The sequence below is a fragment of the Azospirillum sp. UENF 111221 genome, assembly GCF_058780625.1.
Genome location: NZ_JBSNCH010000005.1, coordinates 1,621,777 through 1,643,783 on the forward strand (window position 1 = coordinate 1,621,777; position 22,007 = coordinate 1,643,783).

A 22,007-nucleotide genomic window follows, 5' to 3' on the forward strand; every position below is an offset into this window, starting at 1 on the left:
TAGGCGAGCCGCTGGATGCGAAGCCCCGGAAAAACGGAAAGGACGGCAAGGGCGACGGCCGGTCCACAGCAATGAAGCTGCGAACCGGTCGCAACACTACCCCACAAAGTAGGGATGCGCACGCTGTCTGTCCAGGGGGCAAAACGTCCTTATCGCCAAAAGGGTCTTTCCGGACCTGTTTCCAGGAGCCCCGCTCAGGCGGCGAGGCGCAGGTCGAGCCGGCTCCACACATCCAGCAGCGCGTCGACCAGCATGCCCATCTGCGCATCGGTGTGCAGGGGGGTCGGGGTGAAGCGCAGCCGCTCCGTCCCGCGCGGAACGGTGGGGTAGTTGATCGGCTGGACGTAGATGTTGTGCCGGTCGAGCAGTTCGTCCGAGGCGCGCTTGCAGCGGTGGGCGTCGCCGACCATCAGCGGCACGATGTGGCTCATCGACGGCATCACCGGCAGGCCGGCGTCGGCGAACATCCGCTTCAGCGTGGCGGCGCGTTCCTGGTGCTGCGTCCGTTCGGTCTGGCTGTGCTTCAGGTGACGGATGGAGGCCAGCGCCCCCGCCGCCATCACCGGCGACAGCGAGGTGGAGAAGATGAAGCCGGCGGCGAAGCTGCGGACGCAGTCGATCAGCGCGGTGGAGCCGGTGATGTAGCCGCCCTGGACGCCGAAGGCCTTGCCCAGCGTGCCCTCGACGATGGTCAGCCGGTCCATGGCTCCGTCGCGCTCGGCCACGCCGGCGCCGCGGGCGCCGTACATGCCGACAGCGTGCACCTCGTCCAGATAGGTCATGGCGCCGTGCTTGTCGGCCACGTCGCACAGGTCATGGATGGGGGCGATGTCGCCGTCCATCGAATAGACGCTTTCGAACGCCACCACCTTGGGACGGCCGGGGGCGATGCCCGACAGCAGCTCGTCCAGATGCTTGGGGTCGTTGTGGCGGAAGATGTGCTTTTCGGCGCCCGAGTTGCGGATGCCGGTGATCATCGAGTTGTGGTTCAGCGCGTCCGACAGGATCACGCAGTTGGGCAGGATCTTGCCCAGCGTGGTCAGCGTCGCGTCGTTCGACACATAGCCCGAGGTGAAGAGCAGCGCCGCTTCCTTGTGGTGCAGGTCGGCCAGTTCGCGTTCCAGCAGCACATGGTAGACGTTGTTGCCGGAGATGTTGCGCGTGCCGCCGGCACCGGCGCCGACCTGGTCCAGCGCGTCGTGCATCGCCTTCAGCACGTTCGGATGCTGGCCCATGCCGAGATAGTCGTTGGAGCACCAGACCGTGACCGGACGTTCGCGCCCGTGGGAATCGCGGAAGGTCGCCGTCGGGAAATTGCCCGCGTGGCGCTCCAGATTGGCGAACACGCGGTAGCGGCCGTCCTGCTTCAGGGTCGCAATCTGGTTGCGGAAGAAAGTTTCGTAATCCATCGCGCGTTTCCGTTCGCGTTCATTCACACGGTCGGCTGCACCGGATTCCAGACCTAGGGGCTAGGCCATTCGTCCGGCGCGTCGAAGAGGATCGCATGATCCTTCCCGGCATGCCACCCGGCATTGATCGAAATCAAGCCGCCGCCGCATGAGACCTTCGCACAAGTGGCAGGCTCCCCTGTCCTGCGGATGCCGCATGTCGGCGTCCCGCGGACAGGCCATCGGCACGGCGATGACTTGATTTCATCGGCGGCAATATGGGCCGAATGTGCCGGATGACCATAGCGGGGGTCCGGGAATACGTGCGCATATCTGCCCCGATCCATCGACCTGTTCCGGCGACCTGTTCCGGCGACCGGTCGAAGTTGCAGCGGGCGGAATCGTCCGTTGCAGGGTTGCCGCCGATTTTTATAAATCTATTGAAGTTGAAAAAATATCGTTTCCATCATCTCCTGCGCGCACTCGTTTGACGGGGAGAGGAAGATGGGCAAGCGGATCGTCCTGTGTTTCGACGGCACCTGGAACAAGCCGGGCAGCGGCAGCCAGCCCGACAAGGACAACGAGGCATCGACCAACGTCTGGAAATTCTCCAAGTCGGTCCTCGGCACCGCCCCGGACGGCACCGCACAGGTTTCCTATTACGATTCCGGCGTCGGCACCGATGAAAAGGGAGGCTTTCTCCACGACTGGTTCGACAAAATCTTCGGCGGCGCCTTCGGCCTTGGGATCGACAAGAAGATCAAGGACGGCTACCGCTTCCTCGCCTCGAACTACAGGGATGGCGACCATGTCTTCATCCTGGGCTTCTCGCGCGGCGCCTACACCGCCCGCAGCCTCGTCGGGCTGATCCGCAATGCCGGGCTGCTGCCGGCCGACAGGCTGGGCGAGACGGACGACGCCTACGCGCTCTACCGTAAGCGGGACGACGGTCCGGACGTGGGGGAGGCAAAGCGGTTCCGCGACACCAACGGTTCGACGCTGATCCCGATCCATTTCCTCGGCGTCTGGGACACGGTGGGCGCGCTCGGCGTGCCGCTCGGCATCTGCAAGCAGTTGGATCAGGACCTGTACGGCTTCCACGACACAGAACTCAGCAGCCTTGTCCGCAATGCCTTCCAGGCGCTGGCGATCGACGAGCATCGCAAGACCTTCGCCGCCAACCTCTGGGATCCGAAAGCGAAGCCGGCGCAGCGGATGGAGCAGCGCTGGTTCGCCGGCTGCCATTCCAACGTCGGCGGCGGCTATGACGACGACAGGCTGTCGGACATCACGCTGAAATGGATGATGGAGCACGCCGAGGTCTGCGGCCTCGCCATCGACCCCATCTGGGTGCCGGAGGTGTCGCCCGACAACGCCTTGGGCGTCATCGTCGATTCCTATGCCCGTTTCCTGGACGGGGTCGGCGAACTGGTGCAGCCGCGCCATTACCGCCCGGTCTGCGTCCTGCCCTTCAGCCAGGAGAACCTGCACGAGTCGGTGCCGCACCGTGCCGCCAGCGATGCGGGCTACGCACCGCCCAACATCGGCTACCGCAAGGCGCTGGCGCAGTTCGGCACGGTGCGGGAAGAGGAACCGGCCCCGGCCGGCTGACCGGGGGCCCAACGAAAAACGGGGCGGGGCCGTCCTCCGGCACCCGCCCCGCTTCACGATGACCTGAACCGGTCCTTACTTGGTGCCGAACATGCGGTCGCCGGCATCGCCCAGGCCGGGAACGATGTAGGCGTTCTCGTCCAGATGGCTGTCCAGCGCCGCGGTGAAGACCTTCACGTCCGGGTGTGCCTCGTGGAAGCGGCGCACGCCCTCGGGTGCTGCGACCAGCGCCATGAAGCGGATGTTGTGGTCGTCCACGCCGTGGCGGTTCAGCACGTCGCAGGCATGGGCCGCGGAGTTGCCGGTCGCCAGCATCGGATCGACGACGATGAACAGCCGTCCGTCGGCCGGCGGCAGCTTCACCAGATATTCGTGCGGCTGCTTGGTGTCATGGTCGCGGTAGAGGCCGATATGCCCCTCGCGCGCCGACGGCACCAGCTCCAGCAGGCCGGCCGACATGCCGAGCCCGGCGCGCAGCACCGGCACTACCGCCAGCTTCTTGCCCAGGATCACCGGGGCATCCATCGGCTGCAGCGGCGTCTCGATCCGCTCGGTGGTCAGCGGAATGTCGCGCGTCAGCTCATAGCCCATCAGCAGCGAGATCTCGCGCAGAAGGGTGCGGAACCCGCCGGTCGACCGCTCCTTGTTCCGCATATGGGTCAGCTTGTGCTGGATCAGCGGATGGTCGAGGACGAACAGGTTGGGAAATTCGGGCAGGGTGCGCATGGAATCCGGATCGCGGCTGACGGTGAGGTTGCCCCGATCCTAGCGCGCCTGGGGGGCCGGGGCCAAGGGGGCTGACCGGCAGCTGCGGTTTGTCCCTAGCCCCGCACCGCCTTCGCCGCCGCCACCTTCGGTTCCGGACGGTCGATGCCGTAGCGGATCACGCGGTTGCGGCCGGAATTCTTGGCCTGGTAGAGCGCGCGGTCGGCGCAGACCACCAGATCGTCGACGGTCAGGTCGGCCACCGCCTCCACCAGCCCGAAGGAGGCGGTGACCGGGATCACCCGGCCGTCGGGCAGCACCACCGGCGAGCGCATCAGGTCGACGCGCAGCCGCTCGATCACCGCATAGCCCTCGTCCAGCCCGGTTTCCTTCAGGCAGACCAGGAACTCCTCGCCGCCCATGCGGAAGGCCTCGTCGAAGCTGCGGACGCCGCGGCTGATGACGGCGGCGGTGGCGGCCAGCACCCGGTCGCCGATGTCGTGGCCGTAGCTGTCGTTGATGCCCTTGAACTTGTCGATGTCGGCCAGCGCGACGCAGAAGGGCTGGCCGGTGCGGCGATAGCGGTTGTGCTCGCGCTCCAGCGCCTCGCCCATGCCGCGGCGGGTGCGCAGGCCGGTCAGCGGATCCAGGCCGGAGGCGGCGGCGGCGAAGGCGCGCTCCATCCGCCGCAGATGCAGCATGAACTCCTCGAAGCGGCCGATCACCCCCTCATACTCGGATTCGGTCGGCAGTTCGCCGCTCGACGCCTTCAGCAGGATCAGCCGGGCCTGACGGTGCATCTGCTCGTGCAGGTTCGCCAGCTTCTGCACCGCCGGCTGCTGCAACAGGTCGTCGCGGCTGGCGGCTTGGCACCAGGCCTGGAAGGAAGCCGGGGCAGACGACCGTTCCCCGCCGCGGCCGTCGCGGTAGAAAACGGCGCGCTGCCACTGGCCGATCCAGCGCAGATGCTCATCGAGCACGGCGCCAAGCGCCTCGGTTGTGGACAGGGTGGTGGAATCGCTCATGGGCGCATCCTAGCCGACGGCGAAGGGTCCCGCCATGCGATCAAGATAAGCCGAAGCATTCGTCTAAAACAGGGCACTATTCCGGCGGACCATCCTCAAAGTGCCGCGACCGCCGAAAGGAAGGAGCGGACAAGCGCCGGATCCTTGTGGCCGGGGCGGTCTTCCACGCCGGACGAGACATCGACCTCGGTGGCGCCGGTGACCCGCACCGCCTCCGCGACATTGTCCACCGTCAGCCCGCCCGACAGCATCCAGGGCCGCGGCCAGCGGCGCCCGGCCAGGATCGTCCAGTCGAAGGCGATGCCGTTGCCGCCGGGCAGCGCCGACACCTTGGCCGGCGGCTTGGCGTCGAACAGCAGCCGGTCGGCGACCTCCGCCGCCTCCAGCGCCAGGGTCAAATCTTCCGGCCCGCCGATCTTGATCGCCTTCATCACCGGCAGGGCGTAGCGGGCCTTTATCTCGGCGATTCGGCGCGGCGTCTCGGCGCCGTGCAACTGGATCAGGTCGAGCGGGACCTGCCCGGTGACATGCTCCAGGAACTCGTCGTCGGGATCGACGAACAGCCCGACGGAGCGCACGCCGGTCGGCAGCAGCCGCGCCAGCTCCGCCGCCATCGCCGGGGCGATGGCGCGCGGGCTGCGCGGATAGAAGACGAAGCCGACATAGCGCGCGCCGCCGGCGACGGCGGCGCGCAGGCTTTCGGGCTCGCTCAGCCCGCAGATCTTGGCGGCGACGGTCATGCGGCCCCCTCAATTTCGGCGACGATGCGACGGGCGGCGGCGGCCGGGTCGGCATCGGCGGTGATCGGACGACCGATCACCAGATGGTCGGCGCCGGCCGCCAGCGCCTCGGCCGGGGTCATGATGCGCTTCTGGTCGTTGGTGGCGGCCCAGGCCGGGCGGATGCCGGGCACCATCAGGATGAAGTCGGGACCGCAGGCGGCGCGCACCAGCGCCACCTCGGCCGGCGAGCAGACGACGCCGTCCACCCCCGACGCCTTGGCCAGCTTCGCCAGCCGCACCACCTGGTCGGCCACCGGCACCGACTGGCCGACCGCGCCCAGATCGCCCTCGTCGAGGCTGGTCAGCACGGTGACGGCCAGGATCTTCGGCCGGTCCGCCCCGGCGGTCGCCGCCGTCTCCGCCGCCGCCCGCATCATCGCCGGGCCGCCGGCGCTGTGGATGGTCATGAAGGCCGGCTTCAGCGGCAGCGCCGCGCGCACGCCGCCGGCCACCGTGTTGGGGATGTCGTGCAGCTTCAGGTCGAGGAACAGCGGCGGCCCATCCTCGCCCACCACGGCACGGACGCCAGCCGGCCCCTGGGCGATGAAGAACTCCAGCCCCAGCTTGATGCCGCCGACGGCCCCGGCCACCTGCCCGGCGATGCGGCGGGCGGACTCGATCTCGGTGGTGTCGACGGAGCAATAGATGCGCGAGGCTGGCGCGGTCATGGGAAAGCGGTCTCCAGAACCCGGATGAGGATGGTGCGGCACCCTATCAAGGGATGGCCCGGCGCGCCAGTTTCAAGCCCTCCGCTCCCCCATCCATTGCTCGGCCGTCCACCTCTCCAGCGCCGCGAACAGGCCGGCGGCGGTGGCGCAGGCGACGGCCAGCGCCGCGGGGTCGGCAAGCTCTTCCTCCAGCCGGACCATCAGCGCCTTCCAGGCCCCCGCCATGTCCAACCCGTCCGATGCCAGGAAGCGCGCGCCGCGCCGGGCGTCATGGCCCAGCGCCCGGGTGATTCCCGGCAGCATCGCCCGACCGCCATGGGCCGAGCCGTCCAGCACGTAGCGCGCCGCCAGCCGGGCCGGCGCGCTGTCCAGCGGCGGCAGCCCCGCCATCTCCGGCAGCGCGTCCGGGTCGGCGCCCAGCACCCGCAGATCCTCGCGCAGCAGCGCCAGCCGCGCCGCGCCGTCTCCCCCGTCCTCCCCCAGCCCCCGCTCCACCGGCGCGTTGAAGCCGTGGAGAACGGCCAGCGCGCGGACATATTGCGGCGGCGTGATGTCCGGCCGGACCAGAGGCTGCAGCACCTCGGCCTTGTCCAGACGGTCGTGGCTCTCCCGCGTCGCGGCGCGCAGCGCCTGCCTTGCCGGTCCCATGATCCCGTTCTCCCCGTTTCCGGCTCAGGTCGGCGCCAGCACGCCGGGCAGCGGCGCCGGGCCACCGGTGGATGTCCCGACCGATGCCTGGCTGGCTTCCTGCTGCCGCGCCCACAGGGCGGCATAGGCGCCGCGGGCGGCCAGCAGGTCGGTGTGGTGGCCGCGTTCGATCACCCGGCCGGCCTCCAGCACCAGGATCTCGTCGGCGTCGATCACGGTGGACAGCCGGTGGGCGATCACCAGCGTGGTGCGGCCGCGGCTGACCTCGCGCAGGTTGGCCTGGATTTCCCGCTCGGTGTGGGTGTCGAGCGCGCTGGTCGCCTCGTCGAACAGCAGGATCGCCGGGTCCTTCAGGATGGTGCGGGCGATGGCGACGCGCTGCTTCTCGCCGCCCGACAGCTTCAGCCCGCGCTCTCCCACCGTGGTCTGGTAGCCGTCGGGCAGCGCCATGATGAAGTCGTGGATGTGGGCCAGCCGCGCCGCCCGCTCCACCTCCGCCGGGCTGGCGCCGGGGCGGCCATAGGCGATGTTGTAGAAGACGGTGTCGTTGAACAGCACGGTGTCCTGCGGGACGATGCCGATGGACGCCCGCAGCGAGGACTGGGTCACCCCGCGGATGTCCTGCCCATCGATCAGCACCCGGCCGCCATTGACGTCGTAGAAGCGGAACAGCAGCCGGCTGATGGTGGACTTGCCGGCCCCCGACGGGCCGACGATGGCGACCGTCCTGCCGGCCGGCACGGTGAAGCTGACATCCTTCAGGATCGGCCGGCGCGGGTCATAGCCGAACTCCACCCCCTCGAAGCGCAGCTCCGCCCCGTCGACCGCCAGCGGCTTCGCATCGGGGCCGTCGGCCACCTCGCGGTCGACCGCCAGCAGCGTCACCATCGATTCGATGTCGATCAGCGACTGCTTGATCTCTCGATAGACGACGCCGAAGAAGTTCAGCGGCTGGTAGAGCTGCAACAGATAGGTGTTCACCAGAACGAAGTCGCCCAGCGACATGCTGCCGTCGACGATGCCCTTGGCGGCCATGCCCATCACCGCCGCCAGCCCCAGCGAGATGATCGCCGACTGCCCGACATTCAGCAGCGACAGGCTCTGCTGGCTGCGCACCGCTGCCTTCTCGTAGCTCTGCAATGCGCCGTCGTAGCGGCGGGCCTCATGCTCCTCGTTGCCGAAATACTTGACCGTCTCGTAGTTCAGCAGGCTGTCGATGGCCTTGGTGTTGGCCTTGCTGTCGGTGTCGTTCATCAGGCGGCGGAACTTGATGCGCCATTCCGACACGAAGAAGGTGTAGAGGATGTAGCCCATCACCGTGACGAAGGTCGCCAGCGCGAACCAGACGCTGAACAGCTTCCACAGAATGGCGCAGACCAGTGCGATCTCCACCAGCGTCGGCACGATGGAGAACAGGGTGTAGCGCAGCAGCGACTCGATGGCGCGGGTTCCGCGCTCCAGCGAGCGGGTCAGGCCGCCGGTCTGGCGTTCCAGATGGAAGCGCAGCGACAGCGCGTGCAGGTGCCGGAACACCGACAGCGCCACCCGGCGGATGGTCCGCTGAGCCACCGTGGCGAAGACGGCGTCGCGCAGTTCGGCGAAGACCAGCGAGGTCACGCGGGCAAGGCCGTATGCGACGATCAGTCCCAGCGGGATGGCGACCACCGCACCCGGGCCCCCTCCCAATCCGGCACTGCCGCCGGCGCTGGCGGGCGTCAGCGCGTCCACCGCATGCTTGTAGAAGATCGGCACATAGACGTTGGCGACCTTGGCGCCGATCAGCAGAAGCATCGCCAGCACCACCCGCACCCGCGTTTCCACGGAATCGCGGGGCCAGATGTAGGGGCCGAGCGAGCGGATCGCGGCCCGCAGGTCGCCGGACGGGCGGGTGAAGGCGCTGGTGTCGGAGGTCGGCGGGAGGCTGCGGCGCATCGGATTTTTCAGTAGCCTTTACGGTGATGTCTGCCGGCCCAGGGAAGACCGGCCCCCGAAGGACCGTCGCCCGAATGCTGTGCAGGCGACGTAACCTAGGGACCGCGGCCGCATCGTCAAAGCCCCGGGTCACGGCTTTGACACGATTTTGCCGCGCCCCAGGGGCGCTTTCCGTGCATTTCCTTGCGCCATGGCAACGGACTGGAAACCACTTTCCTCTACCCTGCCGGGCGTATCGCGTTCGACCCGATCCGCAGACCAAGGCATTTGACCATGCAGAACGCCAGCTTCGCCGGCCGTTTCAAGGTGGGCACCCGCATCCAGGTGGGTTTCCTTCTGATCCTCGCCCTCCTCGTCCTGGTGGCAGCGCTGGGCGTCCGGTCCCTGTCGACGGTGGAGGAAGGCTTCACCCGTTACGCGACGATCTCCGACGGTTCGCTGCGGCTGTCCGACGTGGACGGCTCGGTGTCGGACATGCGCCGCAACGCGGTCAACTACTCCTTCTCCGGCAACAACGCCCTGATCGCTCCGATCCAGACGCAGCAGAAGAAGCTCGGCGACATGCTGCGCTCCATCCGCGACGCCACGCAGGATCCCGGCCGCCGCGCCAATCTGGAGGCGATGATCCGGCAGTTCGACAGCTACACCGCCAACTTTGCCCAGCTGGTCAAGCTGCGCGAGCAGCGTGACCGGCTGGTGGCGGACGAGCTGGTGCCGGCCGGCCTGAAGGCGCGGGAAGGGTTGAGCCGGACGATCGCCGCCGGCATCGCCGCCGGCGATTTCGAGACTGCGGCGCGCGCCGGTCAGGTGCAGGAGATGCTGGTCCTCGCCCGCCTCAGCGCCCAGCGCTTCCTGACGGACCAGACGGCGAAGTCGGCGGACGAGACGCGCGGCCGGATGGACTCCTTCCTCAAGGCGGCCGGCCCGCTGTCGGCCCGCATCGCCGACCCGGTGCAGAAGCGCGACGTCGAGGAGACGATCCAGCTCTCCACCCGCTATCTGGACAGCTTCAACCGGGTGGTCGCCGCGGTCAACGATGCCCAGACCCTGGCCTTCCGCACCATGACCGGCGAGGCGGAGGAATTCGCCACCCTGGTGGAGAAGACCATCGCCTCCCAGGCGGAGGCGCGCGGAGCCGTGCTGTCCGCCTCGCAGAACGACATGGAGAAGACCCGCAGCCTGCTGATCGGCATGGCGGTCGGCGCCCTCTTGATCGGCATCCTGGTGGCGCTGGTCACCGCGCGCTCCATCGTCCGCCCGGTGGTGCAGATGACCGGCACGATGACCGAACTGGCCGCCGGCAACCTCACGGTGGACGTTCCGGCGCTCGCCAACCGCGACGAGATCGGCAGCATGGCCAAGGCCGTGCTGGTGTTCAAGGAGAACGCCATCGAGAAGAAGCGGATGGACGAGGCGGAGCGCGAGAGGCTGGAGGCCGAACGCCGCGCCGCCGAGGCCCAGCGCGCCCGCGAGCAGGCCATCGGCGAGGAGATCGCCACCCTGATCGACGCCGTGTCGAAGGGCGACCTGGAGCGCCGCATCGATCTGGCCGGCAAGGACGGCTTCTACAGGACCATGTCGGAAGGCATCAACCGCCTGACCGACACGGTGGAGGCGGTGATCGCCGACCTGGGCGAGGTGCTGTCGGCGCTGGCCCAGGGCGACCTGAACCGCCGAGTCACCCGCGACTACCAGGGCGCCTTCGAGCGGGTGAAGACCGACGTCAACACCACCTCCACCCGTCTGACGGAGATCGTCGGCCAGATCACCCAGGCCGCCGAGACCATCGCCGCCGCCGCCGCGGAAGTGTCGCTGGGATCCTCCGACCTCGCCGACCGCACCGAACAGCAGGCCTCCTCGCTGGAAGAGACCGCGGCCAGCATGGAGGAGCTGGGGGCGACCGTGCGCTCCAACGCCGAGAACGCCCAGCGCGCCAACGTGATGGCGGCCCAGGCCCGCGGGTCCGCCGAGTCGGGCGGCGGCGTCGCCGGCTCCGCCATCGAGGCGATGCGCAAGATCGAGGAATCCAGCCGCAAGATCACCGACATCATCGGCGTGATCGATGAGATCGCCTTCCAGACCAACCTGCTGGCGCTGAACGCGGCGGTGGAGGCGGCGCGGGCCGGCGACGCCGGGCGCGGCTTCGCCGTGGTGGCGCAGGAGGTGCGGCAGCTCGCCCAGCGCTCCGCCCAGGCCTCGAAGGAGATCAAGGGCCTGATCCTGGACAGCGACGCCCAGGTCAAGGATGGCGTCGATCTGGTCAGCAAGGCCGGCGACGCGCTGCAGGGCATCGTGTCCGGGGTGCAGCAGGTGGCGACGCTGATCGCCGAGATGGCCTCGGCCTCGGCCGAACAGGCGACGGCGCTCGACGAGATCAACTCGACCGTCGCCAACATGGACGAGATGACCCAGAAGAACGCCGCCCTGGTGGAGGAAACCACCGCCGCCGCCCAGGCGATGAGCGGACAGGCCACCGACCTGAAGTCGCTGGTCGGCTTCTTCAAGTTCGATCAGGCGGCCGGCTTCGGTGCGGCTGGCTTCGGTTATGCCCAGGCGCCGCGCGCGATGGCGGCGGTCCAGGCCGCACCCGCGGTCACCACCACCCGCCGCGCTCCGGCTCCCACCCGCGCCACCGCCAAGCCGGCGGCGAAGCCCGCCGCCCGCGGCAACGGCACGGCCCATGCGACGGCCAAGCCGTCCGCCCGCGCCGACTTACCCACCCGCACCACCGCCGCCGCGGTCCCGGTCCTGAAGCACAGCACCAGCGACGACGACGACTGGAAGGAGTTCTGAGAGGGGGGGACAAACCGCCTCTGACCAGATCGGTGCATCTTGAAACGGAAAAGGCGTCGGGCCGATGACCCGACGCCTTTTTCCATTCCGGCTGCCGTCGGACGGCTTACTGCATGAACCAGCCATGGCTGACGACCAGCGACTGGCCGGTCAGCGCGTTGGACTCGAAGGACGCGAAGAACAGGGCGGCCTGGGCGACGTCCTCGACGGTGGTGAACTCGCCGTCGACGGTCTCCTTCAGCATCACCTTCTTCACCACGTCCTCTTCGGAGATGCCGAGCTCCTTGGCCTGCTCGGGGATTTGCTTCTCGACCAGCGGGGTGCGGACGAAGCCGGGGCAGATCACGTTGGCGCGCACGCCATGTGCCGCCCCTTCCTTGGCGACCACCTTGGCAAGGCCGATCAGCCCATGCTTGGCGGTGACGTAGGGCGCCTTCAGCGCCGACGCCTCCTTGGAGTGGACCGACCCCATATAGATGATGCTGCCGCTGCCCTGCTTGTACATCGTCCGCAGGGCGGCGCGCGTGGTCAGGAAGGCGCCGTCCAGATGGATGGACAGGAGCTGCTTCCACTTGGCGAACTCGAACTGCTCGACCGGCGCCACCGTCTGGATGCCGGCATTGCTGACCAGGATGTCGATGCGGCCGAAGGCGTTGGCGGCGCGGGCCATGCCGGCATCGACCTGGGCCTCGTCGGTCACGTCCATGGCGACGCCAAGAGCCCGCTTGCCCGTGGGGTCCAGGCTGGCCGCGGCGGCATCGGCACCGGCCTGGTTCAGGTCGGCGATGACGATCTTGGCGCCCTCGCGGGCGAAGGTCCGGGCGATCTCAAGCCCGATTCCGCTCGCCGCCCCGGTGATGACGGCGACTTTGTCCTGCAAGCGCATGGGTCCGCTCCTTCTCGATCGAGATGTCGGTGAGGGTGTCTCTTCGGTGATGTCCGGTCAGTCCGGCTTTCCGTCGTCGCGCAGCAGGTCGTGCGTGACGGGTCCGCCCAGCCGCGGCGGCATCGCCAGCCAGTCCGGGTGGGCAAGCGTGGCGAGGGTGTCGGCACGGCCGCTTTCCCAATGCTCCCGCATGCCGGCGTTGGAGAACTCGTAGTCCTTGCTGTCGCGCTCGTAGCTTTTGCGGCGGTAGATCAGGTGGATGATGTTGACCGCCGCCTCGCAGGCGGCGCCCCGCAGCGCTTTCGCCTCCGGCGTGTCCCGCAGATCCTCCGGCAGCCGGTCGAGCAACGTGACCAGCTGGTTGCGCAGGGTCTGCTCGTAGGTGACCTTGTCGGTGTTGAAGCGGGTGCGGCTGGAATAGGTGATGTCCTTCTGCCGCTCCAGCACCTCCGACATGCCGCGCGGCACCTGCCCGATGGCGCTCCACAGATCGACCTGGAAGACCAGCGTGTCGCGGCGCGGCCGGTCCTCCAGCACATGGTCGAGCGGCGTGTTGGAGACCAGCCCGCCGTCCCAATAGAAGCCGCCGTCGATCTCGACGGGGGCGAAGCCGGGCGGCAGGGCGCCGCTCGCCATCACATGTTCCGGCCCGATCCGGTGGGTCTCGGTGTCGAAATAGATCGAGTTGCCGGTCAGCACGTCGACCGCCCCCAGCGACAGCCGGATGTCGCCGCGGTTGATCCGGTCGAAGTCGATCAGATCCTCCAGCGTCTTCTTCAGCGGGGCGGTGTCGTAGAAACTGGTCGGCCCGGCGAAGGGACCGGCCGCCGCCCATTCCACCGCCGGCCGCGGCCGGAAGAAGCCGGGCTGGCCGGACAGCGCCGTCCGCCACGCGCTCCACTGGTTGAGGACCGAGATCGACGGCCCGTCGGGATCGAGCCGCCGCCACAGCGTCTCCGCCCCTTCCCAGGGCGAGGGCGGGGCGATGCGGCTCCAGAACTCCGACAGCGCGGCGCAGCGCCGCTCCGGCGGGTTGCCGGCGATCAGCGCCGCGTTGATGGCGCCGATCGACACGCCGGCCACCCAGGTCGGATGGATGTCGTGCTCGAACAGCCCCTCGACGACGCCCGCCTGATAGGCGCCGAGCGCGCCGCCACCCTGAAGGACGAGCGCCACCCGGTCATAGGGGGCGATGAGATCGGCAAAGGAACCGTCGCGCATCTGTGTCTTTCCCAACCAGTCAATCGATTGCAGACATCTTTCCTCGGTCGGCAAGCCAGATATGGGGCCGGAGTTGAATACGGCTATGCGGAAACATCCATGGATGACGGAGAATTCTTCATGACAGCCATGCCCATCTCCTGTAACCCGTCCGCACCCTTGCGAGAACCTACATCAAGGTATTACACCGCGATGAATTACTTGTAATACTCAGCACCGACCTGGAAAGGGCACTGCATCAGGCGGAGGCGGAATTCACCGCTCTTGCGGCAAATGCCGGGATTAACCTTTCGGTCGGAATTGCGTGCTGCAATCGCCACCGGACCTGTATCCGTATCCGTTTCCGGTTTTTTTGGAGGACGCCATGTCCCGCCGCCCCGCCCCGCGCCGCCTTCTTCCGCTCGCCGCCCTGCTGCTGCTCGGCGGTTCGCTGACCGGCTGCGGCGCCGTCGCCGGGGTGGCGAGCGGTGCCGCCAGCATCGCCGGCACCGCTGTCGACGTGGTCGGCACCGTGGCGGAAACCTCCGTCGACGTGGTGACCGCCCCGCTGCGGTAGGGCGTCTCCCGCCCTACCCCGCCACCATCGCCGCCAGCGTCTCCAGCCGGTCGGCCTCGTGCGCCGGCTTGTCCCAGCGGATGCGGTAGATGCGGGGGAAGCGCATGGCGAGCCCGCTCTTGTGCCGGTTCGACGGGTGCACGCTGTCGAAGGCGACCTCCAGCACCAGCCCGGCCTCCACCTCGCGCACCGGGCCGTAGCGGCGGGTGGTGTGGTTGCGCACCCAGCGGTCCAGCTCGACCAGCTCGGCGTCGGTGAAGCCGGAATAGGCCTTGCCGACCGGCACCAGCTCCTCGCCGCGCCAGACACCGAACGTGTAGTCCGAATAATAGCTCGACCGCTTCCCGTGGCCGCGCTGGGCGTACATCATCACGGTGTCGAGCGTCAGCGCGCCGCGCTTCCACTTGAACCACGGTCCCTTCGGCCGCCCAGCGAGATAGGCGCTGTCGCGCCGCTTCAGCATCAGCCCTTCGATGCCGTTCTCCCGCGCGCCCTCGCGCAGTTCCACCAGCTCGTCCCACCGGTCGAACGGCACCAGCGGCGACAAATCCATCCGCCGCGGCCGCACCGTCTCGTACCAGCGCTCCAGCCGGGCGCGCCGCTCGACGAAGGACAGGCCGCGCAGATCCTCGTCGCCGTCGAACAGGATGTCATAGAGCCGCACCCAGGCCGGCCCGTCGCGCAGCATCTGCGCCGTCACCGTCTTGCGGTTGAGCCGCTGCTGCAGATCGTTGAAGGGCGCCACCACCCCGTCGCGCGCCACCAGCAGCTCGCCATCCAGCACCGCGTCGAAGCTCATGTGATCGACGATGTCGGGGAAGGCGCCGGACACGTCGTCGCCGGTGCGGCTGTAGAGCCGCCGCTCTCCGCCGCGCGCCACCATCTGCACGCGGATGCCGTCCCATTTCCATTCCGCGGCATAGGCGGCGGGATCGAGCCCGGCGCGGTCCTCCTCCTCCAGCGGGTGGGACAGCATCATCGGGCGGAAGCCGGCCCCGGCCCCGGTCGCCGGCTGCTCCGCCCGCCCCTCCAGCCAGGCGAACAGCTCCGCATAGGGGGCGGTCAGCCCGTGCCAGACTTCCTCGACGTCGTCGACGCTCACCTCCGGCCGGGCCGCCTTGCCCCACTCCGCCAGCGCCGTCTTGGCGAGCCGGGCGGAGACGCCGATGCGCAGAGCCCCGGTGATCAGCTTCAAGAGCGCGAAGCGCCCCGACGAGTCGAGCGTGTCGAGCCAGCCCTCCACCAGCCCGATCACCTGCCCGCGCTTGGCGGCGCGCAGCGCCTCCACCACCTCGTCCAGGCTGGGCGGCAGGCTGTTGGCCCGCTCAGGACGTTCCGGCCAGATCAGCGCCACCGTCTCCGCCAGATCGCCGACATAGTCGTAGGACAGCGCCAGCAGCTCCGGATCGACACGCGTGGCGGCCAGTTCGCGGATCGCCGCCGGCTTGGCCTCGCGGAAGCTGAGCGCCCCGGTCAGCGCCGCCAGCGCCCAGCCGCGCTCGGGATCCGGCACGGTGGCGAAATGCTCGACCAGCAGGCGGATCTTGCCGTTGCGCGACGGCATGAAGACCAGCGCGTCGATCAGCGCGGCAAAGCGGTTCACGACGCCTCTCCTTCGCCAGCCTTCTCCGGCATCCCTTCCGAGTCCTCGTCCTCGAAGCCGATCAGCGCCAGCGCGCGGGCGCGGATGCCGCGGCCGGTGGCGTAATGGACCAGCGCCTCCTCCCGGCCATGGGTCACCCAGACCTCCGGCGCGCCGACATCCTCCAGCGTCTGGCACAGCTCGTCCCAGTCGGCATGGTCGGAGATGACCAGCGGCAGTTCCACCCCGCGCTGGCGGGCGCGCTGGCGCACCCGCATCCAGCCCGACGCCACCGCCACCACCGGGTCGGCCAGCCGCCGGGCCCAGCGGTCGGCCACCGCCGCCGGCGGAGCCAGCACCAGGGCGCCCTTCAACTCCTCCTTCGCCGCCACCGTGGCGGGGCGCAGCTCGCCCAACTCCACCCCCAGGCTGCTGTAGAGCCGGCAGAGCGGCTCCAGCGCGCCATGCAGCCAGATCGGCCGGTCGTAACCCGCCGCCCGCAGCAGCGTGATCAGCCGCTGGCATTTGCCGAGCGCATAGACGCCGACGACATGGCTGCGCTCCGGGAACAGCGCCATCGAATGCAGCAGCTTACATACCTCGCCCAGGTCGGGCGGATGGCGGAACACCGGCAGGCCGAAGGTCGCCTCGGTCACGAAGACGTCGCAGGGCACCGGCTCGAACGGCGCACAGGTGCGGTCGAGCCGGCGCTTGTAGTCGCCCGACACCACCACGCGCGATCCGGCATGCTCCATCACCACCTGGGCGCTGCCCAGCACATGGCCGGCCGGCACCATCCGCACCGTCACGTCGCCGATGCGCAGGGTCTCGCCATAGTCCAGCGCCTGCAGGCTGCCGCCCACCCCCTCGCCCATCCGCTGGCGCATGATGGCGAGCGTGCCCGACGTCGCCAGCACGGAGCGGTTGCCCGGCCTTGCATGGTCGGAATGGCCGTGGGTGACGACCGCGCGCTCCACCGGGCGCACCGGGTCGATGTAGAAGCCCCCCGGCTCGACGAAGAGTCCCTCGGGCAGGACCTTGATCCAGGTGTCGGGATGGGGACGGCTTGGATTGGCGCCCCCCTGATTGGATTGGTGTGCAGCGGACATGCGTCCTAATATAGGGCGCTCATAGCGGAGACCCAGCGCATGCACCCGATCCTGCTGCCGACCCCCGAAATCGCCGACGCGCTCGCCACGGGGCACCCGGTGGTGGCGCTGGAATCGACGGTGATCTCCCACGGCATGCCCTATCCGCGCAATCTGGAGACCGCCCGCGCGCTGGAGGCGGAGGTGCGGGCCGCAGGCGCCCTCCCCGCCACCATCGCGGTGATGGACGGGCGCATCCGAATCGGGCTGGACGACGAGGCGCTGGAGCGGCTGGCGACCGCCGGCCATGCCGCGCGCAAGCTGAGCCGCCGCGACCTGCCCGTCGCCCTGGCGACCAGGGCGCTCGGCGCCACCACGGTGGCGGCGACGATGATCGGGGCGCGGCTGGCCGGCATCCCGGTCTTCGCCACCGGCGGCATCGGCGGCGTCCATCGCGGGGCGGAGACCAGCTTTGACATTTCCGCCGACCTCGACGAGCTGGCCCGCACCTCGGTCTGCGTCGTCTGCGCCGGGGCCAAGTCGATTCTCGACCTGCCCAAGACGCTGGAGCTGCTGGAAACCCGCGGCGTGCCGGTCCTGGGCTTCGGCACCGAGGAATTTCCCGCCTTCTACAGCCGCCGCAGCGGCCTCTCCGTCGATCATCGCTGTGACAACGTGCAGGAGGTGGCGGAAATCCTGCGGACGAAATGGCAGCTCGGCCTGGAGGGCGGCGTGCTGCTCGCCAACCCGATCCCGGCAGCCGACGAACTCGACGCCGACGCGATGGAGGCGGCGGTCGCCCAGGCGCTGGCCGACGCGGATGCCAGGCGAATCAAGGGGAAGGACATCACCCCTCACCTGCTGGCGGCGCTGGAGGCGATTACCGGCGGGCGCAGCCTGACCGCCAACATCGCGCTGATCCGCAACAACGCGCGGGTCGCGGCGGGGGTCGCCGCCGCACTCGCCGGCCGCTAAAACCGATAGGATAGGACTACTCCCCCGGTGGTAAGGCTTTAGCCCCGGTACCGGCTTAAGACCCCGTTAACCGCCTGCGCGCAAATCTGTCGTCATCGAACGAGCGGAGGCTTTCATGCGCGCACCCAGCAGCACCTCGACCCTGGTTTCCCGGATGATTGCGATGGCCGGCCAAGGCGACGAGGCGCCGGGCGTCGCGGAGATGAAGGAGCCCGCGCACGTCAAGCGCATCGTCTGGGCCTCCCAGGCGGCCAAGCTGCGCGTGTCGCTGTCGGCCCGCTCCATCCACGAGATCGAAGCCGCCGTTACCGCCGACCTGGACAGCATGGAGCTGCCGGAAGTGTTCTTCACCTCCGTCGAGGTCGGCGGCCATGTCGTGACCTGCGACCTGGACGCCTCCGGCACCGCCTCGATCTTCGGGCTGATCGAGGCCCACGAATATGACGATCTGGTCGAAGAGGCCGGCGACGACGCCCTGTTCGGCGTCGATTGGGACGGCGTCTACATCACCCCGGCCCGCACGCGGCACTGAGCCCGGCGCCTCCGGTCCAAAAAGCCCCGCGTTCAAAACGCCCCGCAGGCAGCCTGCGGGGCGTTTCGCGTTTGCACCGAAAGCCGACGGTCCCGCAAGCCGAAGAGGGATGCAAACCGTCGAAGCTTGGCGAATTCCGCAGTCCCTGGGCCGCTATTCCAACCCTACGAAATCGGGCCCTACGAAATCGGGCCCTACGAAACCGGCCCCTACGAAACCGGCAGGGACGGCCGGTTCGCCCCTTGGGTGGGCAAGCCGACCACCACATCGTCGCGGATCACCGGCAGGCCGGCCCGCCGGTCCTCCCAGGCGGCCAGGAAGGCGTCGATGCGGTCGGCCGGCAGCGGGCGGCTGACGAAATAGCCCTGGATCAGGTCGCAGCCCATCAGCGACAGCACCTCCCACTGGGCCGCCTCTTCGACTCCCTCCGCCACTACGCTGTGCCGCAGATCGTGGGCGATGCGCGAGATGGACGACACCATGCTGCGCGCATCGGGCCGGCGGTGGACGTCGTCGATGAAGGCCTTGTCCAGCTTCAGCGTGTTGATCGGCAGCGTCCGCAGATAGGTCAGCGACGAATAGCCGGTGCCGAAATCGTCCAGCGCGATGTGGATGCCGGCCTTGCGCAGCGCGTTCAGCTTGCCGATGGCGGAATCGAGCGAGCCGATCATCTGCGACTCGGTGATTTCCAGCTCCAGCCGGTTCGCCGGCAGGCCGGTGCGGTCCAGGATCTCCAGAACCCGCGGCACGAAATCATGCTGGGCCAGTTGGACCGCCGACATGTTGACGCTCATCGTCACGTCGCCGGCCCCGCGGCAGGCCAGCCCGGCCGCCTCGATGCAGGCGGTTTCCAGCACCCACAGGCCGAGCGGAACGATCAGGCCGGAATCCTCGCAGACCGGAATGAAGCGGTCGGGCGACACCGGCCCCAGTTCCTGGTCGGTCCAGCGGATCAGCGCCTCGAAACCGCGGACCCGGCCGTCGCGCGTCGCCACCTGCGGCTGGTAATGCACGGTGAAGGCCTGGCGGTCGAAGGCCAGCCGGGCCCGGCTGAGCAGCCGCATGCGCTCCACCACCTTGAGGTTCATGTCGGCGGTGAAGGTGCAGATGCGCCCGCGTCCGCTGTCCTTGGCCCGGTACATGGCGGTGTCGGCATTCTGCAACAGATCGTCGAAGCAGCGGCCATCCCAGGGATAGCGGGCGATGCCGACGCTGCATGTCACGAAGAAATGCTGCCCCTCGACCAGGAAGGGGGCGGCGAACGCCTGTTCCAGCCGCTGCGCCACCTCCGCCGGATCGCCGGCCTCGCCACCCTGGACCACCACCACGAACTCGTCGCCGCCCAGCCGCGCGATGAACAGCCCGTCCCCCGCACCCTTGCGGATGCGCAGCCCCAGCATCATCAGCAGCTCGTCGCCGGCCTTGTGGCCGAAGCCGTCGTTGATGAACTTGAAATTGTCCATGTCGAGGAACAGCAGCGCCAGCGGCCCGGCTTTGCCGGATGCCTTGGTCTCGGCGATCAGCCGGTCGACATGCTGTTCCAGCGTCAGCCGGTTGGGCAGGCCGGTCAGGGAATCGTAATGGGCCAGATGGTCCAGCCATGCCTGCTGCCGCTTCTGCGCGGTGATGTCGGTGTAGGAGCCGCCCATCATCACCGGCTTCCCCCGCCCTCCTGTCCCGCCCTGCCCGTCCCCATCGAACAGGATCTTGCCGGTGGCGTAGAGCCACAGGTAATTGCCGTCACGATGGCGGACCCGGTATTCCACCCGGTATTCCGGCAGTTCGCCCGACAGGTGGCGTTGCAGCGCCTCCTCCGCCAGCGGCCGGTCTTCCGGATGGATGCGGTCGAACCAGGCCGCACGGGAATCGATGCTGGCGGCATCGACGCCCAGCAGCTCCTCGACCCGGCCGGACAGGACGCGGACGTCGTTGACGATGTCCCAGGTCCAGATGATGTCGCGCGATGCCTCCGCCACCAGCCGCATCCATCGCCCGCGTTCGCGCAGCGCATCCTGGCTGGCGGTCAGCTCGACGACCTTGGCCTGCAACTGCCGGCGCGACTCGGTCAGCGCCTCGTTGCTCCGCTGCAACGCCGCCTCAGCCTTCCGCCGGCTGCGCAGCGTGACGGACAGCACCAGAACCATGCCGAACAGCAGCAGCAGCACGCCGCCGACCGTCACCACCAGCCAGCGGTAGGTCTCCATGAAGGAGAAGGGCTTGTCGACCAGCCGGTCGAGCGGCATCAGCCGCGCGGGATCGATCCCATAGCGCTGCATCTGGCTGTAGTCGGCGGCCCGGATGACCGACTGGCGCCGCTCCATCGCCAGGGTGGCGACCGGCACGCCGTTCACCAGGGCGGCAGCCAGCCGACCGACCGCACGGCCATGCTCCTGCCCGCTCAGCAGGCTGCCGCCGGCGATGCCGTGGCCCAGCAGGAATTCCTGCAAGCCGTAGATCGGCGCGCTGCTCTTTTCGCTCATCAGTTCCAGGAACTGCTCGGGCGGCAGGATCAGGCCTTCCGGGTCGGTGGCATAGGTGCCCAGCAGCACCGCGCTGTCCGGCGGCAGGGCAGCCAGCCGCTCCTCCAGCCGGGCGAAGGGTAGCGCCGGCAGCACCTGCCGCTCCACCCCGGCGGGGAAGCGGCCGGCGGCGACCAGCGCCTCGATCTCGTCATCCAGCCCCAGGCCGGTCTCGGTGTCGTCGTGCAGGATGAACAGGCGTTGCAGCCGCGGATTGGCGGCCATCGCCATGCGCACGGTGCCCTCGATGTCCTTGGCCTCGTCGATGCCGACGACGTTGGCCTCATGCTCGGTCAGCCGCCGCGCCGAAATCGGCAGCACGCCGCCATGCACCATCGGCACCGGCCCGTAAATCTCGTTCCGCAAGTCCAGGCCGAAGGACAGCGCGGCATCGTCGGTGGAGACGATGGCGTCGACGGTGCCCTTCGGATGGCGATAGGCGATCAGCGCCCGCAGCCGCTCGATCCCGGCGGAGTCGGGGAAGCGCTTCCAGTCCAGGTAGTAGGGGATCGCCAGCGCATTGGGCGCCGCCGACGCCAGCATTTCCGAGATGCCGTCAGCCTGTCCGTCGGTCCACTCATAGCCCTGGTGGTAGGAGTGCAGGACCAGCACCGTCCGGTTGGGCGGCGTCGCCCGCCCGCCCGCCGGCACCGACAGCGTCGCCAGCACAAGCAGCCCCAGCAGCAGGACACTGCCGCGCGTCCATATGGAGGACCAGATGACGCTCCGTCCGGTCATGAGACACCCTTCGCTCGCTTGTCCGGCCGCCCCCCGATGGCCGCATGTCGCGCAGCCGCAGGAGACGTAGAGAGGTTTGGCCTTTCCTGACAAAAGGATATGCAGCGCAGTCATTTCGGCGCCAGAGTCTTTTGCTAAGGACTTCCCCCGTATTCATGGTTAATTTTCCATAGAAGATTGGAGAAGTTACAGAATCCTCGCGCTTCAGGCGCAATCTATTATTTGCGCATCCCGCCCTCTCGTTTTGCAGCGCAAACCGCGATGGGTGCCCGCTCTTCTCGCACATGCACAACAGCCGCCCAGGATATCGCGGATCCTTGCCGGCGGCCTTCTCGCGCTGGCGCCGCAGGAGAGCACC

General features: G+C 68.6%; 17 protein-coding genes. 5 read left to right on the forward strand and 12 right to left on the reverse strand.

Going from position 1 to position 22,007, the window contains the following annotated elements; translation table 11 throughout:
* Nucleotides 1-194 precede the first annotated feature (194 nt).
* Nucleotides 195-1,409, reverse strand: coding sequence for a 5-aminolevulinate synthase (gene hemA / locus ACWPN3_RS22290; protein ID WP_109448626.1), 1,215 nt, complete (start codon nt 1,407-1,409; stop codon nt 195-197).
* A gap of 483 nt (nt 1,410-1,892) precedes the next feature.
* Between hemA and ACWPN3_RS22295 the strand changes: the two genes are divergently transcribed.
* A complete protein-coding gene (locus tag ACWPN3_RS22295; protein ID WP_109448624.1) occupies nt 1,893-2,999 on the forward strand; it encodes a T6SS phospholipase effector Tle1-like catalytic domain-containing protein in 1,107 nt (368 codons plus the stop codon).
* Between the two features lie 75 nt (nt 3,000-3,074).
* Here the strand turns inward: ACWPN3_RS22295 and upp are convergent, their stop codons facing one another.
* From upp to ACWPN3_RS22325, 6 genes are all read right to left on the reverse strand, one after another.
* On the reverse strand, nt 3,075-3,725 hold the full coding sequence (gene upp, locus ACWPN3_RS22300; protein ID WP_098738971.1) for a uracil phosphoribosyltransferase: 651 nt from the start codon (nt 3,723-3,725) through the stop codon (nt 3,075-3,077).
* 95 nt (nt 3,726-3,820) lie between these two features.
* Nucleotides 3,821-4,729, reverse strand: a complete 909-nt coding sequence (locus ACWPN3_RS22305) for a diguanylate cyclase (protein WP_109448622.1) — start codon at nt 4,727-4,729, stop codon at nt 3,821-3,823.
* A gap of 95 nt (nt 4,730-4,824) precedes the next feature.
* On the reverse strand, nt 4,825-5,469 hold the full coding sequence (locus tag ACWPN3_RS22310) for a phosphoribosylanthranilate isomerase (RefSeq protein ID WP_492241198.1): 645 nt from the start codon (nt 5,467-5,469) through the stop codon (nt 4,825-4,827).
* Nucleotides 5,466-6,179: an orotidine-5'-phosphate decarboxylase gene (pyrF, locus tag ACWPN3_RS22315; RefSeq protein WP_492241199.1), complete on the reverse strand. Its 714-nt coding sequence runs from the start codon at nt 6,177-6,179 to the stop codon at nt 5,466-5,468. Before pyrF ends, ACWPN3_RS22310 begins: the two co-directional genes overlap by 4 nt.
* A 72-nt stretch (nt 6,180-6,251) precedes the next feature.
* Entirely contained in the window at nt 6,252-6,827 is a 576-nt protein-coding gene (locus ACWPN3_RS22320) for a biliverdin-producing heme oxygenase (RefSeq protein ID WP_492241200.1), read from the reverse strand.
* Nucleotides 6,828-6,851: 24 nt separating this feature from the next.
* Nucleotides 6,852-8,759, reverse strand: coding sequence for an ABCB family ABC transporter ATP-binding protein/permease (locus ACWPN3_RS22325; RefSeq protein WP_492241201.1), 1,908 nt, complete (start codon nt 8,757-8,759; stop codon nt 6,852-6,854).
* 273 nt (nt 8,760-9,032) lie between these two features.
* Here ACWPN3_RS22325 and ACWPN3_RS22330 point away from each other — a divergent pair, with 273 nt between their 5' ends.
* Complete coding sequence (locus ACWPN3_RS22330) at nt 9,033-11,552, forward strand: methyl-accepting chemotaxis protein (protein ID WP_492261748.1); 2,520 nt, start codon at nt 9,033-9,035, stop codon at nt 11,550-11,552.
* 106 nt (nt 11,553-11,658) lie between these two features.
* Here the strand turns inward: ACWPN3_RS22330 and ACWPN3_RS22335 are convergent, their stop codons facing one another.
* On the reverse strand, nt 11,659-12,438 hold the full coding sequence (locus ACWPN3_RS22335) for a 3-hydroxybutyrate dehydrogenase (protein WP_492241204.1): 780 nt from the start codon (nt 12,436-12,438) through the stop codon (nt 11,659-11,661).
* Between the two features lie 57 nt (nt 12,439-12,495).
* Nucleotides 12,496-13,659, reverse strand: coding sequence for a patatin-like phospholipase family protein (locus tag ACWPN3_RS22340; RefSeq protein WP_492241205.1), 1,164 nt, complete (start codon nt 13,657-13,659; stop codon nt 12,496-12,498).
* Nucleotides 13,660-14,023: 364 nt separating this feature from the next.
* Between ACWPN3_RS22340 and ACWPN3_RS22345 the strand changes: the two genes are divergently transcribed.
* The gene (locus ACWPN3_RS22345; protein ID WP_109448606.1) at nt 14,024-14,215 is read left to right on the forward strand and encodes a hypothetical protein; all 192 of its coding nucleotides are present in this window, start codon (nt 14,024-14,026) and stop codon (nt 14,213-14,215) included.
* Nucleotides 14,216-14,228: 13 nt separating this feature from the next.
* Here the strand turns inward: ACWPN3_RS22345 and ACWPN3_RS22350 are convergent, their stop codons facing one another.
* Both ACWPN3_RS22350 and ACWPN3_RS22355 read right to left on the reverse strand, forming a co-directional pair.
* Entirely contained in the window at nt 14,229-15,818 is a 1,590-nt protein-coding gene (locus tag ACWPN3_RS22350) for a cisplatin damage response ATP-dependent DNA ligase (RefSeq protein ID WP_492261749.1), read from the reverse strand.
* Entirely contained in the window at nt 15,815-16,906 is a 1,092-nt protein-coding gene (locus ACWPN3_RS22355; protein ID WP_109448602.1) for a ligase-associated DNA damage response exonuclease, read from the reverse strand. Before ACWPN3_RS22355 ends, ACWPN3_RS22350 begins: the two co-directional genes overlap by 4 nt.
* A 39-nt stretch (nt 16,907-16,945) precedes the next feature.
* Between ACWPN3_RS22355 and ACWPN3_RS22360 the strand changes: the two genes are divergently transcribed.
* Nucleotides 16,946-17,860, forward strand: a complete 915-nt coding sequence (locus tag ACWPN3_RS22360) for a pseudouridine-5'-phosphate glycosidase (RefSeq protein ID WP_492241208.1) — start codon at nt 16,946-16,948, stop codon at nt 17,858-17,860.
* A 115-nt stretch (nt 17,861-17,975) separates the two neighbouring features.
* The gene (locus tag ACWPN3_RS22365; protein WP_109448598.1) at nt 17,976-18,392 is read left to right on the forward strand and encodes a hypothetical protein; all 417 of its coding nucleotides are present in this window, start codon (nt 17,976-17,978) and stop codon (nt 18,390-18,392) included.
* A gap of 209 nt (nt 18,393-18,601) precedes the next feature.
* On the opposite strand, the gene ACWPN3_RS22370 is transcribed toward ACWPN3_RS22365, so the two are convergent.
* The gene (locus tag ACWPN3_RS22370) at nt 18,602-21,649 is read right to left on the reverse strand and encodes an EAL domain-containing protein (RefSeq protein ID WP_492241209.1); all 3,048 of its coding nucleotides are present in this window, start codon (nt 21,647-21,649) and stop codon (nt 18,602-18,604) included.
* Nucleotides 21,650-22,007 lie beyond the last annotated feature (358 nt).

Bases quoted from the DNA above. Each gene is read 5' to 3' on its own strand.
- hemA (WP_109448626.1), bottom strand. From the start codon at position 1,409: ATGGATTACGAAACTTTCTTCCGCAACCAGATTGCGACCCTGAAGCAG.
- ACWPN3_RS22295 (WP_109448624.1), top strand. From the start codon at position 1,893: ATGGGCAAGCGGATCGTCCTGTGTTTCGACGGCACCTGGAACAAGCCG.
- upp (WP_098738971.1), bottom strand. From the start codon at position 3,725: ATGCGCACCCTGCCCGAATTTCCCAACCTGTTCGTCCTCGACCATCCG.
- ACWPN3_RS22305 (WP_109448622.1), bottom strand. From the start codon at position 4,729: ATGAGCGATTCCACCACCCTGTCCACAACCGAGGCGCTTGGCGCCGTG.
- ACWPN3_RS22310 (WP_492241198.1), bottom strand. From the start codon at position 5,469: ATGACCGTCGCCGCCAAGATCTGCGGGCTGAGCGAGCCCGAAAGCCTG.
- pyrF (WP_492241199.1), bottom strand. From the start codon at position 6,179: ATGACCGCGCCAGCCTCGCGCATCTATTGCTCCGTCGACACCACCGAG.
- ACWPN3_RS22320 (WP_492241200.1), bottom strand. From the start codon at position 6,827: ATGGGACCGGCAAGGCAGGCGCTGCGCGCCGCGACGCGGGAGAGCCAC.
- ACWPN3_RS22325 (WP_492241201.1), bottom strand. From the start codon at position 8,759: ATGCGCCGCAGCCTCCCGCCGACCTCCGACACCAGCGCCTTCACCCGC.
- ACWPN3_RS22330 (WP_492261748.1), top strand. From the start codon at position 9,033: ATGCAGAACGCCAGCTTCGCCGGCCGTTTCAAGGTGGGCACCCGCATC.
- ACWPN3_RS22335 (WP_492241204.1), bottom strand. From the start codon at position 12,438: ATGCGCTTGCAGGACAAAGTCGCCGTCATCACCGGGGCGGCGAGCGGA.
- ACWPN3_RS22340 (WP_492241205.1), bottom strand. From the start codon at position 13,659: ATGCGCGACGGTTCCTTTGCCGATCTCATCGCCCCCTATGACCGGGTG.
- ACWPN3_RS22345 (WP_109448606.1), top strand. From the start codon at position 14,024: ATGTCCCGCCGCCCCGCCCCGCGCCGCCTTCTTCCGCTCGCCGCCCTG.
- ACWPN3_RS22355 (WP_109448602.1), bottom strand. From the start codon at position 16,906: ATGTCCGCTGCACACCAATCCAATCAGGGGGGCGCCAATCCAAGCCGT.
- ACWPN3_RS22360 (WP_492241208.1), top strand. From the start codon at position 16,946: ATGCACCCGATCCTGCTGCCGACCCCCGAAATCGCCGACGCGCTCGCC.
- ACWPN3_RS22365 (WP_109448598.1), top strand. From the start codon at position 17,976: ATGCGCGCACCCAGCAGCACCTCGACCCTGGTTTCCCGGATGATTGCG.
- ACWPN3_RS22370 (WP_492241209.1), bottom strand. From the start codon at position 21,649: ATGACCGGACGGAGCGTCATCTGGTCCTCCATATGGACGCGCGGCAGT.